Source organism: Curtobacterium sp. 179-B 9B NHS, from assembly GCF_045370965.1.
Taxonomy (GTDB): domain Bacteria; phylum Actinomycetota; class Actinomycetes; order Actinomycetales; family Microbacteriaceae; genus Curtobacterium.
The window spans coordinates 14357-30509 of record NZ_JBIQDQ010000005.1; the positions used below are offsets into that span (position 1 = coordinate 14357).

At 72.4% G+C, this 16153-nt stretch carries 18 protein-coding genes and 1 tRNA gene; 7 read left to right on the top strand and 12 right to left on the bottom strand.

Going from position 1 to position 16153, the window contains the following annotated elements:
• Window positions 1-35 precede the first annotated feature (35 nt).
• From ACH0A8_RS06370 to infC, 4 genes are all read right to left on the bottom strand, one after another.
• Window positions 36-899, bottom strand: coding sequence for an RNA methyltransferase (locus ACH0A8_RS06370; RefSeq protein WP_066656424.1), 864 nt, complete (start codon window positions 897-899; stop codon window positions 36-38).
• Between the two features lie 71 nt (window positions 900-970).
• Window positions 971-1354: a 50S ribosomal protein L20 gene (rplT, locus tag ACH0A8_RS06375; RefSeq protein WP_066656427.1), complete on the bottom strand. Its 384-nt coding sequence runs from the start codon at window positions 1352-1354 to the stop codon at window positions 971-973.
• A 27-nt stretch (window positions 1355-1381) separates the two neighbouring features.
• Complete coding sequence (gene rpmI, locus ACH0A8_RS06380; protein ID WP_022903519.1) at window positions 1382-1576, bottom strand: 50S ribosomal protein L35; 195 nt, start codon at window positions 1574-1576, stop codon at window positions 1382-1384.
• A gap of 62 nt (window positions 1577-1638) precedes the next feature.
• Entirely contained in the window at window positions 1639-2298 is a 660-nt protein-coding gene (gene infC / locus ACH0A8_RS06385; protein WP_081985092.1) for a translation initiation factor IF-3, read from the bottom strand.
• Between the two features lie 387 nt (window positions 2299-2685).
• Here infC and ACH0A8_RS06390 point away from each other — a divergent pair, with 387 nt between their 5' ends.
• The gene (locus tag ACH0A8_RS06390; RefSeq protein ID WP_066658711.1) at window positions 2686-2988 is read left to right on the top strand and encodes a DUF1844 domain-containing protein; all 303 of its coding nucleotides are present in this window, start codon (window positions 2686-2688) and stop codon (window positions 2986-2988) included.
• A gap of 98 nt (window positions 2989-3086) precedes the next feature.
• Here ACH0A8_RS06390 and ACH0A8_RS06395 read toward each other — a convergent pair whose 3' ends face one another.
• Window positions 3087-4355, bottom strand: a complete 1269-nt coding sequence (locus ACH0A8_RS06395) for a phosphotransferase (RefSeq protein ID WP_406906837.1) — start codon at window positions 4353-4355, stop codon at window positions 3087-3089.
• A gap of 117 nt (window positions 4356-4472) precedes the next feature.
• Here ACH0A8_RS06395 and ACH0A8_RS06400 point away from each other — a divergent pair, with 117 nt between their 5' ends.
• The gene (locus tag ACH0A8_RS06400; protein ID WP_406906838.1) at window positions 4473-6323 is read left to right on the top strand and encodes a glycoside hydrolase family 2 protein; all 1851 of its coding nucleotides are present in this window, start codon (window positions 4473-4475) and stop codon (window positions 6321-6323) included.
• Window positions 6324-6430: 107 nt separating this feature from the next.
• On the opposite strand, the gene ACH0A8_RS06405 is transcribed toward ACH0A8_RS06400, so the two are convergent.
• Window positions 6431-7282, bottom strand: a complete 852-nt coding sequence (locus tag ACH0A8_RS06405) for an alpha/beta fold hydrolase (RefSeq protein ID WP_251155757.1) — start codon at window positions 7280-7282, stop codon at window positions 6431-6433.
• Window positions 7283-7403: 121 nt separating this feature from the next.
• On the opposite strand from ACH0A8_RS06405, the gene ACH0A8_RS06410 reads away from it, so the two are divergent.
• The gene (locus ACH0A8_RS06410; RefSeq protein ID WP_406906839.1) at window positions 7404-8639 is read left to right on the top strand and encodes a hypothetical protein; all 1236 of its coding nucleotides are present in this window, start codon (window positions 7404-7406) and stop codon (window positions 8637-8639) included.
• 289 nt (window positions 8640-8928) lie between these two features.
• Here the strand turns inward: ACH0A8_RS06410 and ACH0A8_RS06415 are convergent, their stop codons facing one another.
• A complete protein-coding gene (locus tag ACH0A8_RS06415) occupies window positions 8929-9990 on the bottom strand; it encodes an amidase domain-containing protein (RefSeq protein WP_406906840.1) in 1062 nt (353 codons plus the stop codon).
• A gap of 74 nt (window positions 9991-10064) precedes the next feature.
• Between ACH0A8_RS06415 and ACH0A8_RS06420 the strand changes: the two genes are divergently transcribed.
• Window positions 10065-10448, top strand: coding sequence for a hypothetical protein (locus tag ACH0A8_RS06420; RefSeq protein WP_209685475.1), 384 nt, complete (start codon window positions 10065-10067; stop codon window positions 10446-10448).
• Between the two features lie 57 nt (window positions 10449-10505).
• Here ACH0A8_RS06420 and ACH0A8_RS06425 read toward each other — a convergent pair.
• From ACH0A8_RS06425 to galU, 4 genes are all read right to left on the bottom strand, one after another.
• Window positions 10506-10581, bottom strand: a tRNA-Ala gene (locus ACH0A8_RS06425).
• An 82-nt stretch (window positions 10582-10663) separates the two neighbouring features.
• Window positions 10664-11806 (bottom strand): hypothetical protein, encoded by a 1143-nt coding sequence (locus ACH0A8_RS06430; RefSeq protein ID WP_406906841.1) that lies wholly within the window; start codon window positions 11804-11806, stop codon window positions 10664-10666.
• 128 nt (window positions 11807-11934) lie between these two features.
• On the bottom strand, window positions 11935-12594 hold the full coding sequence (locus ACH0A8_RS06435) for a GNAT family N-acetyltransferase (protein ID WP_066656446.1): 660 nt from the start codon (window positions 12592-12594) through the stop codon (window positions 11935-11937).
• An 89-nt stretch (window positions 12595-12683) separates the two neighbouring features.
• Entirely contained in the window at window positions 12684-13574 is an 891-nt protein-coding gene (gene galU / locus ACH0A8_RS06440) for a UTP--glucose-1-phosphate uridylyltransferase GalU (protein WP_066656448.1), read from the bottom strand.
• A 113-nt stretch (window positions 13575-13687) separates the two neighbouring features.
• Between galU and ACH0A8_RS06445 the strand changes: the two genes are divergently transcribed.
• From ACH0A8_RS06445 to mscL, 3 genes are read left to right on the top strand one after another with little or no spacing between them, the layout of a single operon-like run.
• Window positions 13688-14272: a 5-formyltetrahydrofolate cyclo-ligase gene (locus ACH0A8_RS06445; protein ID WP_066656450.1), complete on the top strand. Its 585-nt coding sequence runs from the start codon at window positions 13688-13690 to the stop codon at window positions 14270-14272.
• A 1-nt stretch (window position 14273) separates the two neighbouring features.
• Window positions 14274-14573, top strand: coding sequence for an FmdB family zinc ribbon protein (locus tag ACH0A8_RS06450; RefSeq protein WP_406906842.1), 300 nt, complete (start codon window positions 14274-14276; stop codon window positions 14571-14573).
• A 56-nt stretch (window positions 14574-14629) separates the two neighbouring features.
• The gene (mscL, locus tag ACH0A8_RS06455) at window positions 14630-15130 is read left to right on the top strand and encodes a large conductance mechanosensitive channel protein MscL (protein WP_251160891.1); all 501 of its coding nucleotides are present in this window, start codon (window positions 14630-14632) and stop codon (window positions 15128-15130) included.
• A gap of 123 nt (window positions 15131-15253) precedes the next feature.
• Here mscL and ACH0A8_RS06460 read toward each other — a convergent pair whose 3' ends face one another.
• Complete coding sequence (locus tag ACH0A8_RS06460; RefSeq protein WP_406906843.1) at window positions 15254-15838, bottom strand: CDP-alcohol phosphatidyltransferase family protein; 585 nt, start codon at window positions 15836-15838, stop codon at window positions 15254-15256.
• Window positions 15839-16153: the final 315 nt, after the last annotated feature.

The following is a 16153-nucleotide window of genomic DNA, read 5'->3' on the forward strand; positions in this document are numbered from 1 at the left end:
CCTGCACTGGACGGACGGTGGAAGAGCAGGACGGGTCAGCGCGCTGTGGAGGAGGACGCCACCCGCTGCGCGAACGCCGACTCGTACAGGCAGACGGACGCGGCCGTCGCCAGGTTCATCGACTCGGCCCGACCGTAGATCGGGACCTTCACGGCCCGGTCGACGAGCGCCAGGTCCTCGGATGTGAGGCCCCGGGCCTCGTTGCCGAAGACCCACGCGGTCGGCCCGTCGAGCATGCCGTCGGCCCGGACGTCCGGCAGGTCGTCGCCGGAGACGTCGGCCGCGAGGACCGTGTACCCGAGGGCCTTCGCGCGTGTGACGGCGTCGGCGAGCGTCACGCCCACCGAGACCGGCACGTGGAACAGCGAGCCCGTGGTGGACCGCACCACCTTCGGGTTGTAGGGGTCGACCGAACGACCGGTCAGCACGACCGCGTCAGCGCCCGCCGCGTCGGCGGCGCGGATGATCGTGCCGGCGTTCCCCGGGTCCCGGACCTGCTCGAGGATCGCGACCAGCCCGGGCAGCGTGCCGTCCGTGGCGGACGCGCCCTGCGCCTCCAGGCCGGGTCCGGCGTCCGGGAAGACGTCCTTCACCGACGTCGGGAACTGCTGGCACACCGCGACGACCCCCTGCGGCGTGACGGTGTCCGCCATCGTGTCGAGCACCTGCTCGGTGACGAACCACGTGTCGACCGGTGCGTCGTCGAGCCCGTACCGTGCGGCGGCGGTCGGCGTCACGTAGAGCTCGCGGAGCAGCTCCGGGCGGTACTCGATCGCCTCGCGCACGGCCTGCGGGCCCTCGAGCAGGAAGAGTCCGGTGTCGGCACGGACGTCCTTCTTGGCGAGTGCCGCGACGGCCTTGACGCGTCCGGACTTCGGGTTCTCGAGGAGATCGCTCACGCGTCAAGTGTCGCAGCATGCACGAAGCCCCCGCTCCGTGGACGGAACGGGGGCTTCGGGAGCTGGCGTGACTACGCGGCCTTGGGGGCCGAGGTGTCGGCCGGCAGGGCCTTCTTGGCGGTCTCGACGAGCGCCGCGAACGTCTCGGGGTTGTTCACCGCGAGGTCCGCGAGGATGCGACGGTCGACCTCGACGCCGGCCAGGGAGAGGCCCTGGATGAGGCGGTTGTAGGTCAGGCCGTTCGCACGCGACGCGGCGTTGATGCGCTGGATCCACAGGCGACGGAACTCGCCCTTCTTCGCGTGACGGTCACGGTACGCGTAGACGAGGGAGTGGGTGACCTGCTCCTTCGCCTTGCGGTACAGGCGCGAACGCTGGCCGCGGTAGCCCTCGGCGCGCTCGAGGATGACGCGACGCTTCTTGGCGGCGTTGACCGCTCTCTTGACACGTGCCATTGATCTGTTCCTTTACGTTCCGCCGGCTCAGTGGCCGAGAAGCTTCTTGACGTTCTTGGCGTCGGCCTTCGCGAGGACCTGGTCCTCGTTGAGGCGGGCCTTGCGCTTGGCGCTCTTGACCTCGAGGTTGTGACGCATACCGGCCTGCTGCTTCATGATCTTGCCGCTGCCGGTGACCTTGAAGCGCTTCTTCGACCCGGAGTGGGTCTTCTGCTTGGGCATCGTGGTGCCTTTCCGTGGGGTGGGTGGGGAGCCGCGTCGTCGCGGGGTGGTCCGGGGAGGACCTATTCGGCGGGAGCCTCGGCCGGCGCGGACTCGGTGGCCTCGTCGGCCTCCTTGCCCTTCGCCGCGTGCTCCGACGCACGACGCTCGGCCTTCTGCGCAGCACGCTTCGCGTTCTGCTCGCCCTTGACGTCGGACTTGTTCTTGAGGGGGGCGATGATCATCGTCATGTTGCGGCCGTCCTGGGTCGGACGCGACTCGACGACGCCGAACTCGGCGATCTCCTCGGCGAACTTCTGGAGGAGACGGACACCCTGCTCCGGACGCGACTGCTCGCGCCCACGGAAGAGGATCATCGCCTTCACCTTGTCGCCGCCGAGGAGGAAGCCCTCGGCGCGCTTGCGCTTGGTCTCGTAGTCGTGCACGTCGATCTTCAGGCGGAACCGGACCTCCTTGAGGTCGGTGTTCACCTGGTTGCGGCGCGCTTCCTTGGCCTTTTGCGCTGCCTCGTACTTGAACTTGCCGTAGTCCATGATCTTGGCCACGGGCGGCTTCGAGTTCGGGGCGACCTCGACCAGATCCAGTTCGGCTTCCTGCGCGAGACGCAGAGCCATGGCGATCGGGACAACGCCGACCTGCTCACCCTGGGGGCCGACGAGTCGGACCTCGGGAACGCGGATTCGGTCGTTGGTGCGGGGATCGGTGATGCGGAGCTCCTTCAATCAAGTGGTGGCCGTCCGGCGCTGCTGCGCTGGACGACGGCACGAGAGAGGAGATCTGACGCACGGATCGGAACCCGTTCGGCAGCCGCCCGACACCGGCCCCGCGGGGCTGGCCTGCCGGGACGCGGTGCGGTCTGACGATCGCACTGCTGACCCGACGGAGCGGTTGGGACCCGGTAGCCTGTGGTGCACGGCCGCGGGTGGGAGAGACTCCTCTTCTACGACGCCGTCCGGGGCTCGGTCCGACTCCTGTGGAGACGATCTGGGCACACGGGCAGCATCTGCCGCCGATGAGTCTAGCAGAGGAGCACCGTGCCCGACACCCCCGAGAACGACACCCCGCAGGTCACGCAGGACGAGACCGCAGCCGGCGGCGAGGCCCGCGACATCGCCGAGGTGCCCGCGGTCGAGCTCATCAACACCGTCGCCGTGCACCTGCTCAGCGCAGCCGCCGTGAAGGTGGGGCTCGCCGACGACCCGCAGGAGCAGACCGACCTCGACGAGGCGCGGAAGCTCATCACGGCCCTCGCCGGGCTCGTGACGGCGGCGGCCACCGAGATCGGCGACCACCACGCCCGTCCGCTCCGCGACGGACTGCGCTCGGTCCAGCTCGCGTTCCGCGAGGCCTCGAGCATCCCGGACGCGCCGGGCAAGGGGCCGGGCGAGAAGTACACGGGCCCCGTCAACTGACGACGACGGTCGTCCTCACCACGTGACGGACGGGAGGCGCGGTGTCGGCCGGCACCGCGCCTCCCGTCCGTCAGCGGGTCACGCCGGGGGTCGGAGGATCAGGCCGCGCCGTCCGCCGCCAGCCGCGCGACCGCAGCCAGCGGGATGCCGGCCCAGTCGGGCCGGTTCCGCGTCTCGTAGACCACCTCGTACACGGCCTTGTCGAGCTCGAACGCGTCGAGCAGTGCGCGGTGGTCGGTCAGGTCGTCACCGGTCCCCCGGCGGTACCCGTCGAGGAACGCCTGCCGTGCCGCCTGCGCCCAGGCACCCGCGTCGACGAACTCGGCGTCGTGCGCGAGCGCGCCGGCAACGTAGTCGAAGGACCGGAGCATCCCGGCGACGTCGCGGAGCGTCGAGTCGGGCAGCGACCGCTCGGCGAGCGGGCGGAGCGGCTCGCCCTCGAAGTCGAGGAACACCCACCCGCGGGGCTCGGGCGCGGCGAGCACCTGCCCGAGGTGCAGATCACCGTGGATGCGCTGCAGGTCCGGCCAGTGCGACGCGGCGGCACGGTCGTACACGGCACGGATCGCGTCGACGTGCGGCTCGACGGTCGGGGCCTCGCGCACGGCGGCGTCGAGCCGGCCGCGCATCGTCGCGATCGCAGCGTCCCGTCGTGCATCGTCGGCGGGCTCGGTCGGCAGGGCGGTGGCGAGCGTGCGGTGCACCTCGGCGAGCGCCTCGCCGAGCGCGGCGGCCTGCTCGTCCCACGGGGTGCCGGTCCTGGCGTCGCGGAGGGCCACACGCCAGGCGTCCTCGAGGCCGGGCAGGAACTCCTGGGCGAAAGCGAGGTGCCCGGTGGCCGTGCCGTCGGGGCGGCCGGGGTCGGGCCAGCTCGCCTGCTGGGCGCCGTACACGGTCGGCACGCGGGAGCTGCCCGCGGCGGAGAGTGCGAGCTGCGTGGTGACGTCGGGGTTGTCACCATGGTGGAGCACCCGGAAGACCTTGGTGATGACCCGGTCGCCGGACGCGGTGTCGCAGATGACCGAGGTGTTCGACTGCTCGCCGGACAGCACCCGGGACGCGGTGACCTCGCCGATCGGACGGAGGCTCGAGGGGTCGGCGTCGATGCGCGCCGCGAGCTGCTGCACCCAGACGGTGTCGGTGGTGGCGTCGACCGGGTCGACGGCTCCCCCGCCGGGGCCCGCGACGACCGGTACCTGGTAGAGGACGGGCCCGGTCGCGGCGTCGTCGAGGACCAACCGCGTGCCGTCGGTCTCGGCGATGGTGTGCAGCGCCGGGGTCCCACCCTTCGCGGCGTACCAGCGCTGGCGTGCGATCCAGCCCTCCAGCGCGCGGTCGTCGACGTGCTCGGGTGCCTCGGCGCTCATGCAGCGAACGGTACGCGCCGGTCCCGGGGCGCGCCCCGAGTCGTGGCGCACCGGTCGGCGCGCACCGGTTGGCGCGCGCCGCTTTACAACGATGTACGGAGCGGCCAGCATGGATGCATGACCTCGCTCGACGGCACCGTCGCCGCCCCATCGCACACGCTCCCTCGCGCCTCCGACCAGGACGGCTCGTACCCCCGACCGCAGATGCTTCGCGGCGCGTGGGCCGACCTCGACGGGACGTGGTCGTTCCGGAACACGGGCGACGACCCGACCTGGCGCTCCGGGTTCCCGGACGCCCGGGACATCACGGTGCCGTTCCCACCCGAGTCGCCGGCGTCGGGCATCGACGAGCCGGGGTTCCACCCCGTCGTCTGGTACGCCCGGACGATCACGCGCGCCGAGCTCGACGCCGCCGGGTACGGCGACGCGGCACCCCGGCTCCTGCTGCACTTCGGCGCCGTCGACCACCGCGCGCGGGTCTGGGTCGACGGGCAGTTCATCGGCGAGCACGAGGGCGGACACACCCCCTTCACGCTCGACGTGACCGAGGCGCTCGGCACCGAGCCGGACGCGACGCACACCCTGGTCGTCCGCGCCGAGGACGACCCCCACGACGTCACCCAGCCGCGCGGCAAGCAGGACTGGCACGAGCACCCGCACGCCATCTGGTACCGCCGCACGACCGGGATCTGGCAGACCGTCTGGCTCGAGGCCGTGCCGACCGCGTCGATCGGGGCCCTGCGCTGGACGAACGTCGACCACGCGACGGTGCGGCTGACCGTCCGGCTCGTCGGGGAGCGCCCCGCCGGCGCGCGGATCCGCGTCGCGGCGCACTGGTCCGGGGGCGACGAGGACCTGGCGACCGTCGAGACGGTCGTGCCCGTGACCGCGCACGAGGTCGAGGTCGTCGTGCCCGTTGCCCGGCAGCAGAACGGTCAGGCCGAGGACGAGCTGGTGTGGTCCCCCGAGGCCCCGCGCCTGGTCGATGCGGTCGTCACGCTGCTGCCGGCCGAGGGCAGCGTGCCCCTGGACGCCGTGTCGTCGTACTTCGGCGTCCGCACCGTGGGCATCGACGGCGGCGCCTTCCTGCTGAACGGCCGCGCCTACGACGTCCGCAGTGTCCTCAACCAGGGCTACTGGCCGGAGTCGCACCTCGCAGCACCGTCACGGCAGGCCCTGCGCCGCGAGGTCGAGCTCATCAAGGAGCTCGGCTTCACCGCCGCGCGGAACCACCAGAAGATCGAGGACCCGCGGTTCCTGTACTGGGCGGACCGGCTGGGGCTGCTCGTCTGGGGTGAGGCACCCGGCGCGTACGCGTTCTCCCCGCTCGCCGTGCAGCGGCTCGTGCGGGAGTGGATGGACGCCGTCGAACGCGACGCCTCGCACCCGTCGATCGTCACCTGGGTGCCGGCGAACGAGAGCTGGGGCGTGCAGCACATCGCGACGGACCCGGCGCAGCAGGCCTACGCCCGATCACTCGCCGACGTCACCCGGGCGCTCGACCCCACCCGGCCGGTGGTCTCGAACGACGGCTGGGAGCACACGAACTCCGACATCGTCACCGTGCACGACTACGAGGGCGACGGCCCCCGGCTCGCCGCGACCTACACCGACGACGCCGCACGGACGGCACTGCTCGGTGGGCGCGGGCCCGCTGATCGTCGGATCCTGGTGGGCGGCGCGACGGACCAGGGGCAGCCGGTCATGCTGACGGAGTTCGGCGGCGTGGACTTCCAGCCCGGGGCGAAGCGCGAGGACGGGTGGGGCTACACCTCGGCCGTCGACGGCGACGACTGGGTGGCGCGGATCACGGCGCTCTACGACGGCGTCCGGGCGAGTTCGTTCCTGGCCGGGTCGTGCTGGACGCAGCTGACGGACACGATGCAGGAGACGAACGGCCTGCTGAACGCCGACCGCACCCCGAAGGTCCCGATCGAGCGCATCCGCGCCGCGGTCACCGGGCGCTGAGGCCGCGCCCGGCACCCGGCGACCCGCGGAACGCAACGTGGGCGGTCCTGCGCAGCGGTACACCGCTGCGAGGAACCGCCCACGTTGCGTCTTGCGGAGCGGGGAGGTCAGGACGCCAGGAAGCGCAGGACCGCCTCGTTCCACTCGTCCTTGTGCGAGGCGAGCACGCCGTGCGGGCCACCCTCGATGACGTGGGTCTGCGCGTTCGGGATGGCCGCCGCGGTGCGCTGACCGGACGCCTCGAACGGCACGATCCCGTCCGAGTCGCCGTGGATGACGAGCGTCGGGACGTCGACCTTCGTCAGGTCGTCGCGGAAGTCCGTCGTCGCGAACGCCGTGGTGCAGTCGAGCGTGCCCTTCGGCGAGGCGAGCTCGGCGATCGCCAGGTCGTAGGCGCGCTGGTCCTCGCTGACGAGCGGCTTCTTGAGCAGACCCGGCTCGCCGCCCGGCGTGTAGAACATGTCGACGAACTGGTGCAGGAACGCCGGACGGTCGCCCGTGATGCCGTTCGCGAACCAGTCGGCGAGGTCCTGGTCGACCGCGCCGTCCGCGTTGTCGTCCGACTTCCACAGGTACGGCGGCACCGCGCTGGCGAAGACGAGCTTCTTGATCTTCGCGGTGCCGTAGGTCGAGACGTAGCGCGCGAGCTCGCCGCCGCCCATCGAGAACCCGATGAGGGTGACGTTCGTCAGGTCGAGCTCGGTGATGAGCTTGTCGAGGTCCGCGGCGAACGTGTCGTAGTCGTAGCCGCCCCACGGCTGCGACGACTGCCCGAACCCGCGGCGGTCGTAGGCGATGACCCGGTGACCGGCCTCGACGAGTGCCGGGACCTGGCCCTCCCACGAGCGGCCGGACAGCGGCCAGCCGTGGATCAGGACGACCGGGTCGCCCGCGCCGAGGTCGTCGTAGTGGAGCTCGATGTCGTGGCCGTTCTCGGCGCCGACGGTGACGAAGGGCATGCTTCCTCCTGTTGGTGGTTTCCAGGGAACGTGCCCGATACAACGCCCGTCGCCCGGACGGATCCTGGAGGTGCGGTGACCGGACAGCGGGCGGCGGCTGCGGAGATGGGAGACTCGGGCGGTGACCGACGTGGCGGAGACGACCCGTGCCTCCCGGCCGGGGCTGCCGTCCCGCGTCCGTCGCCTGCGCACGGTCGGCCTGGAGGGACGGCACGGCGGGTGGACCGCTCCGCTCGTCGTGTGGCTGGCTTCCCGCGTGGTCAGCACCGTCCTGCTGCTCACCGTCTGGCTGCTCGCCACCGCGAACGGGTGGCGGTTCGCGTCGGTCCGACGCGAGGGGACCTTCACGGCGTTCCTCGGGTCGTGGGACGCGTCGTTCTACCGGACCGTCGCCGAGCACGGCTACCCGACGACGCTGCCCACCGACGCGGCGGGTCACGTGCTGCCGAACCCGTGGGCCTTCCTGCCGGTGTTCCCGGCGGTGGCACGGCTGGTCCAGCCACTGGTCGGCGGGTCCTTCTGGGCCGCCGGCGTGCTCGTCGCCACGCTCGCCGGGGCCGGCACGTGCATCGTGCTCTGGCGCCTGGTGCGCGCGGTGACCGACGAGCGGCGGGCGACCCGGGCGACGGCGCTCTTCGCGTTCGCGCCGACGGGGTTCCTGCTGCAGGTGGCGTACGCCGAGAGCACCTTCCTGCTGCTGCTCTTCGGCGCACTGCTCGCCCTGGTGCGCCGGCGGTACTGGCTCGTGCTGCCGCTCGGGTTCGTCGCGGCGTTCACGAAGCCGGGGGTGCTCGCGCTCGCGGTGGCCCTCGCGGTGCACCTGGTCGTGCGGGTCGTCCGGGAGCGCCGGGCGCTGCCGGTGCGGGACGCCGTGGCGATCGTCCTCGCGGGGCTCGGGGTCGCGGCGGCGGGGCTGGCGTGGCCCGTCGTGGCGACGGCGGCGACCGGACGGCCGGACGCGTACCTCGCGACCGAGCTGTCGTGGTGGGTCGGGTTCGTCGGCCGGCAGCACTTCGCGCCGCTCACGCCGTGGTTCACGATGGCCTCCACGTGGCTCGGCCCGATCGGCGTCGTGCTCGTGGTCGTGGTCCTCGCCGGGGCGGTGTGGTCCTGGACCCGACCGGGCGTACGGGCGCTCGGCGTCGACGTCGTGTCGTTCACCGCGGCGTACGCGCTGTACCTGGTGGCCGTGTTCCTGCCGCAGCAGAGCCTGCCGCGCCTGCTGATGCCGACGGCACCGCTGCTCGGGGCGGACGTGTTCACGGGAACGCGGCGACGGACGACCGTGTGGCTGGTCGTCGGCGTGTGCCTGCAGCCCGTCGCGATCGTGCTGCTCTGGTTCCTCGGGTACCCCTGAGCGTCGGCGGCCGGGGCGCGGCGTCGCGGCGGCCGGGCAGCCGGGGCGCGGCGTCGCGTCGCGTCGCGGCGGCCTGTCGGAACGCGGTGTCGGATGCCGCCGCACAACGGCGAGCACCTCGCGCCACGTGATCACGTGGCGCGAGGTGCTCCCGGTTGTGCGCACGACCGGCGCCGGCGCGACGCGATCGGCCGGCATGACCGGCGCCGGCGCAACGCGATCGGCCCGCGGGACCGGCGCCGACCGGCGCCGACGGGGCGGCAGGGCGGGTGACCGCGCCGCGACGCCGCTACGCGTCGAACGTGTGGAACCAGGCCGTGCCGCCGGGGTGCTGCACGGTGATCATCTCGTCCAGGTCGCGGTAGGGCCCGTCCTGGTTGTGGCTCGCCGACTTGATGCGGACCGTGCCGTCGGGCTCCGTGAACACCTCGGACACGATCGTCACGTGGTCGGGCGATCGGTTGTCGTTCCAGTCGTAGAACACGATGTCGCCGACCTTGACCTTGCTGCGCTCGTCGAGGGAGCGTCGAGTCAACCCGAAGGTCGCCGCGTTCGCCGTCATCCACGGGTCCATCGCCGGGCAGTACGTCCACGTGGCGCTGTGCTGCGCGCCGCCGGACCGGCTGTACCAGTCGTCGCGCTGTTCCCACCCACGGGCGATCAGCGTCTGGCTGACGTAGTTCGCGCAGTCCCCGCCGATCGGGTTCATCGTGCCGTACTCGGCGAGGTTGTAGTCCGCCCAGTACCGCATCGCGTACTCGAGCTGCCGGTCGACGTCCGTCAGTGCCGCGTAGGCCACCGAGGTCGTCGCGACCGCGGTCGAGGCGTCCGGGACCGGCGCGGCCGTCGGGGTCGGCGTCGCGGTGGCCTGGTCCTGCGTGGCGCCGGCCTGCCCGTCGTTGGCGGCACTGCCGTTGCCGTCCGACGACCGGTTCGCCGACGGGCTCGGCTCGATCGCCGACGTGAAGAGCGCGACGTCAGCCGACCCCGCCGTGTACATCGCCTGGTGCGGCGCCGTGAAGGTCACGGTCGTCGCCGAGGCCTGCACGTCCCGCGCCGCGACCCCGCCGACCGTGACCCCCTGCACCGCGGCGAGCCCGGTCCCCGTGACCGTCACCGTGACACCACCGGCGAGCGGCACCTGCGCCGGCTCGACCGCGGTCGCCGCGGGGCGGGCGCTCGACGAGCCGGAGGACGACGGCCCGGGCGACGCGCCGCTCGGCCCGTCGGCGGCGCGGGTGGTCGCGCCCGACGACGCGTCGTCGGCGCGGGAGCAGGCCGCGACGGCGACCCCGATGCCGGCGACGCCGGCGAGCGACAGCAGGGAACGGCGCGTGAACGAGGCAGTCATGACCCGACCAGGGTAGGCGACGGTACGGCAGGATCGCTGGCAGCACACCATCCACCGGAAGGATCGACCCGCACATGCCCGAGAGCCACGACTTCTTCGTCGCCGCCGACCCCGAGTCCACCCGCACGATCGTCCGTGACGCCCTCGTCCGCGAGGGCTACACGATCACCGACGGCGACCAGGGCACGCTGCTGGGCACCCGCGGCAGCCTGGGCCTCACCCTGCTCGTCGGCGGTCTCCTGAACGACCGGACGTTCCACACCCGGCTCGACGTGCAGCTGATGGTCGCGCCCGACGGCCGGACCGTCGCACGACTGCTCCGCGGCTCGGGCCGGTCCGCGGTCAAGGGCGGCGCGCTCGGCGTGGCCCGCGGCAACCGGGCGTTCGAGCAGGCCGCGAACGCGATCCACGCCTCGCTCGCGCAGGCCGGCGTCCTGACGGACAGCGTGCCGAGCTGACGCGCTCGCGGAGGAACGACGAAGGGCCACCCGATCGGGTGGCCCTTCGCTGCTGCTTGGTGGAGCTAAGGGGATTCGAACCCCTGACCTTCTCATTGCGAACGAGACGCGCTACCAACTGCGCCATAGCCCCAAGTGCTCGACCACACTAGCACCACCGGGAGCGCGAACCGAAATCGGCCCGCCACGCCCGGGCGTGCCGCGCGTGGACGGTGTCAGACCGCGCGGCGCCGACGCATGACGGCGTCGAGGTCGGTCTGCCGGTACGCCTCGTCGTCGATGACCCCCATGCCGGCCCAGCGGCTCGGCGTCGCCGGCTGCTCGGGCTCGGCGGCGACCTCGGGCTCGGCGGGTCCGGCGGCAGGCGATCCGGCGCCAGGCGATCCGGCGGGGCGGGACGGCGCCGACTCCCCGGCCGGGGCACGGAGCCCGAGTCGCTCCGCCAGACGGCCCTGGTCGTGGGCGGAGAGCGACGCGGCGGCTTCCTCGACGTCGGACCGCATCCGGGACACCCGCGCGAGCGTCGGGTCGGTCTCCCCCGCCCGGATGGCCTTCGCCTCGGCCTCGGCCTCGGCCTTCGCCTCGGCCACGCGCTCGCGCAGCCGGGCAGCGAGCTCGGCGGACGACTCCGGCGACGGCGCGGGCGCCGCGGGGCGCTCGACGTACAGGGGCTTCGGCACGCTGGCCGGCGTCCAGCTCCGGTCGCGCGTCGGCTCGGCGGGCTGCTCGGTGGACAGCGGCGGTGCCGGGTCCGTCCACGCGGTCGACGGCCGGGAGGCACGGGTCACCGCAGCAGCGCCCGCCGCGGCACGCGCCTTCCGCGCCTGGGCGACCTGGTGCAGCTGCGCCAGGACCGCCGCGGACCCACCGGCGGCGACGAGCCCGGCGACACCGACGAGCCAGGCGCCCGGGGCCGCGACGAAGACGACCGCCGCGACGAGGACGCCGAGCGTGCCGAAGAGGGTCGCACCGAGCCGGGAGCGACGCATCCGCATGGCCGTGAGTGCGGGGACGGACGACACCCGCTCGAGCTGGGGCTGCTGCTCCGCGAGGCGCCGGGTGATCTCACGCTGCCGCGCGGCCTCGTGCGCTCGGACGATCGCGGCCCGCTTCGCCTCCTCCGATCGGGCGACGCGCTGCGCCTCGGCCAGGGACTTCGCGTTCATCTCGACCCGGACCTCGTCGGGGAGCTCGGCGGTCTGCGCGAGGATGCGCAGCGTCTGCTGCAGCCGGATCGCGTTCCGCTCGGTGGCGAGGTACTGCCGACGAGCCGCCCACGACGGCATGAGGTAGACGACCCAGAGCACGGCCGCGATGAGCAGGACGATGCCGCCGCCCCAGGAGCCGATACCTGCCATGGGGACACGGTAGGGGTGCGCGTTCCCCGGACCGCCCATTGCCGGACGCGTGTTGCGCGAGTCGCGACCGAATCCGTGGGACGCGTGTCGCGCCTCCAGGCCGACGTGACAGGACGACGGGACGACCGTCAGATGCGCGGTCGGGTGTCGAGCGGGGTCGCCGCCTCCTCACGGGCGGAGGCCGGGACGCTGCCCGCCCCGTGCGGGACGCGACCGGCGACCCAGCGGTCGAGGACGCCCTCGCGCACCTCCTCCGCGACGAGGGCGAAGCAGAAGTGGTCGCGCCAGTCGCCGTTGATGTGGATGTACCGGCGGCGCAGGCCCTCGAACCGGAAGCCGAGCTTCTCGACGACCCGCAGGCTCGGCGCGTTCTCCGGACGGATGCAGATCTCGATGCGGTGGATGCCGACGACCCGGAAGCAGTGGTCGACCGCCATCGCGACCGCGATCGGCGTGACGTTGTGCCCGGCCGCGCCCTCGACGACCCAGTAGCCGATGGACGCACTGGCGAGCGAGCCGTAGGTGATGCCGGACACGTTGAGCTGGCCGACGAAGCGACCGTCGAGCTCCATCGCGAACGGCAGACCGAGCCCGGCGCGGGCGTTGGCCTGCAGTGCCCGGATGCTGCCGCGGACGTCGGTGGAGACGTGTCCGGAGGGGTTGGTGGCCTCCCACGTCCGCAGCCACGAGCGGTTCGTGGCGAGGGCGACGTCGAGGTCACGGGTGTCGCGGAGCCGGAGGGGCCGGATCGTGACCCGCCCGTGGGACAGGGTCGGGATCGTCGTCATCGCTGTGGTTCCTCCGGTGCCCGGTGCTCGACCGGGTGGACGCACGAACGGGCCCGGGGCGGACCCCGGACCCGTTCGTGACGGGGTGGCTACTCTCCCGCGTTGAAGTCCTTCAGCCAGGCCTTGAGGTCGGGGCCGAGGTCGTCGCGGTCCGAGGCGAGCTGCACGATCGCCTTGATGTAGTCCAGCTTGTCACCGGTGTCGTACCGGCGTCCACGGAACACGACGCCGTACACGCCGCCGGTCCACTCCTCGGCGCCCGCCATCTTCATGAGCGCGTCGGTGAGCTGGATCTCGCCGCCCTTGCCCGGCTCCTGCTTCTCGAGGACGTCGAAGACCTCGGGGCGGATGACGTAGCGACCGATGATGGCCAGGTTCGAGGGGGCTTCGCCCTGCGGGGGCTTCTCGACCAGGCCGGTGATCTTCACGACGTCGTCGGTGTCGGTCTCCTCGACCGTGGCGATGCCGTACATGTGGGTCTGCGACTCGGGGACCTCGAGCAGGGCGACGACCGTGGCGTTCTTCTCGCCCTGGACCTCGATCATGCGCTTGAGCAGCGGGTCGCGGGCGTCGATGATGTCGTCGCCGAGCAGCACGGCGAACGGCTCGCGGCCGACGTGCATCTTCGCGCGGAGCACGGCGTGGCCGAGGCCGAGCGGGTCGCCCTGGCGGACGTAGTGCATGTCGGCGAGGTCGGTCGACTGGTTGACCTTCTGCAGCTTCTCGTGGTCGCCCTTCTTCTTGAGGGTCTCCTCGAGCTCGGCCACGTGGTCGAAGTGGTTCTCGAGCGCGTTCTTGTTGCGCCCGGTGATCATGAGCACGTCGGTCAGCCCGGCGCCCACGGCCTCCTCGACCACGTACTGGATCGCCGGCTTGTCGACGACCGGGAGCATCTCCTTCGGCATCGCCTTGGTCGCGGGGAGGAAGCGCGTGCCCAGGCCTGCGGCCGGGATCACCGCCTTCGAAATCTGGAAGCCCATGTCAGCGAACGTACCGGACGCCCACTGGGTCCCGGCATGGGCACTTCGGAGGACACGGCATCCCGCGCCCCACGGCGGGAAGCCGCAAACCCGCGCTCGGTAGACTCCCCGCCATGACCGCCGACCTCGGGAACGAGAAGCGCGCCCTGCGAGCCGAGCTCCGGCAGCGGCGGCGCACCCGGACCACGACGGAGCGCGACACCGACACGACCGCCCTGACGTCGACGCTGCAGCGTTTCGTAGAGGAACGGCAGCTGCGCTCGCTCGCGCTCTACCTGTCGGCGCCCGACGAGCCGGACGTCCGACCCTTCCTGCGCTGGGCGCAGGAGCACGGCGTCCGGGTGCTGCTCCCGATCACCCGCGAGGACGGCCTGCTCGACTGGGCGGTCGACGACGGGGTCTCCGAACACGAGGGCCTGCACGGCATGCCCGAGGTCGTCGGCGAGGTGCTCTCCCCGCTCGCGCTCGGGGACGTCGACGCGATCCTCACCCCGGCGGCGGCGGTCGGGCACGACGGCTGCCGGATGGGCTGGGGCCGCGGCTACTACGACAAGACGCTCGGGTCGATGGCGAACCGGCCGCCCGTCTATGCTGTGATCTTCGACGCGGAGTACCTCGACGAGGTCCCGCGCGAGGCCCACGACGAACCCGTCGACGGCATCATCACGCCGTCGCGCATCATCACCTTCCGGAGCTAGGGTGCCCACCTACTCGTACCGCTGCACCGAGTGCGACAACGCCTTCGACGTCAAGCAGTCGTTCTCCGACGCCACCCTGACCGAGTGCCCCGTCTGCGGCGGTGCGCTGCGCAAGGTGTTCTCGCCGGTCGGCGTCACCTTCAACGGCGGCGGCTTCTACCGCACCGACTCGCGGTCGACGCCGAAGGCCGAGGGGTCGTCGGGGTCGTCCTCGTCGTCCTCCTCGTCGTCGTCGAGCACGCCGGCGAAGGCGGAGCCGAAGCAGACCGAGTCGAAGCCGGCCGCGCCCAGCGCCTCCTGACGAGGGCTCGTCTCCGTCGGTACGGTGGGGTCTCCTCGACACGGAAGGAGGCTCACGTGAAGGGCTTCAAGGAGTTCCTGCTCCGCGGGAACGTCATCGACCTGGCCGTCGCGGTCGTCATCGGTGCGGCGTTCACCGCGATCGTCACCGCGATCGTGAACTCGCTCATCAACCCCCTGATCGGCGCGGTCTTCAACGCGTCGAGCCTGGACAAGGCACTCGTCGTGTCGATCCCCACCGTCTCCGGGGACTCGGCGGACATCCTGTTCGGCGCGATCATCGGCGCGGTCCTGAACTTCGTCATCGTCGCGGCGGTCGTGTACTTCGCGCTCGTCGTCCCGGTCAACCGGCTCAAGAAGCTCGCCTTCGAGCGGGTGAAGAACGACGAGCAGCAGACGCCGCAGGACGTCCCGCCGACCGACGTCGAGGTGCTGCTCGAGATCCGCGACCTGCTCCGCACGCAGAACGGCGACCCGGTGGCGTCGGGCGGCGGCGCGCACGTCGCCCCGTCGACCGCTCCCGAGGGACCGGGGATCAGCGGCTCGACGAAGCTCTAGCCGCGGGCGTCCCGAACCACGGAACCGACGTCGAACCAGCCTCCGGGGTCGGTTCGACGTCGGTTTCCTGGTTCGACGGGGCAGGACGGCGCGAGCCGGACGCCCGCGCCGCGCGCGTCCGCGTCAGGCGGTGCGGGCCGTCGCGCGGTGCTTCGCAGCGAGGGCCCGGGCGTACTGGACACCGGCGACGACGTGGCCGATCGTGCCCGCCCAGACGAAGACGAGCGCGAGCACCCGGATCCAGTCGTGCTGCGATGCCCACGACGTCGACGAGAACAGCAGCAGCGGCAGACCGACGAAGAGCAGCGCGGATCGGACCTTGCCGGTCCACGTGACGTCGAGGTCCGGGTCGCCGCGGAACCACAGGCCGGACAGCAGCGCGAGCACCGCGTCCACGAGGATGATGATCGCGACGCTCGGCCACGGCAGCAGGCCGACGAGCACGAGCGACAGCACGATGGCGATGATCGCCAGGCGGTCGGCGATCGGGTCGAGCGCCTTGCCGAGCTTCGAGCCCTGGTCGAACCGACGCGCGATGAAGCCGTCCGCCCAGTCGCTGACACCGAGGACGACGAGCGTGACGAGCGCCCAGCCGGGGTGGCCGGCCACGACGAAGCCGATGAACACCGGGATGAGCAGGAAGCGCACCAGCGTGATCAGGTTCGGCCACGTCTGCCAGTCGGGTCGCCGTCGCGCGGTGTCAGTCATCGACCCCAGGCTACCCGTCACCAGTGTGGGGGCACGTCGCGCAGCAGCTGGGCGTCGTTCTCCCCGTCGCGGTGGCGGGCCGGTTCCGGCGGCGCGGCCGGGTCGTAGCCCGGCACCGGCGCGGTGGTGACGCGCCTGGTGCGGCGGGGAGAGCCTCCCGGCCGGTCGGTCGTGTCGGTGCCGGTTCCGCCACCGTCATCTGCGGAACGGACGGGAGGCTCGACCTCCGTCACGTCGTCGGCCCGCGTCCACGAGCCCACCAGCTGGTCCGTCCCCGCCGTCACCGGACCGGCCGCGCGGGACGCGCGCCGGGAC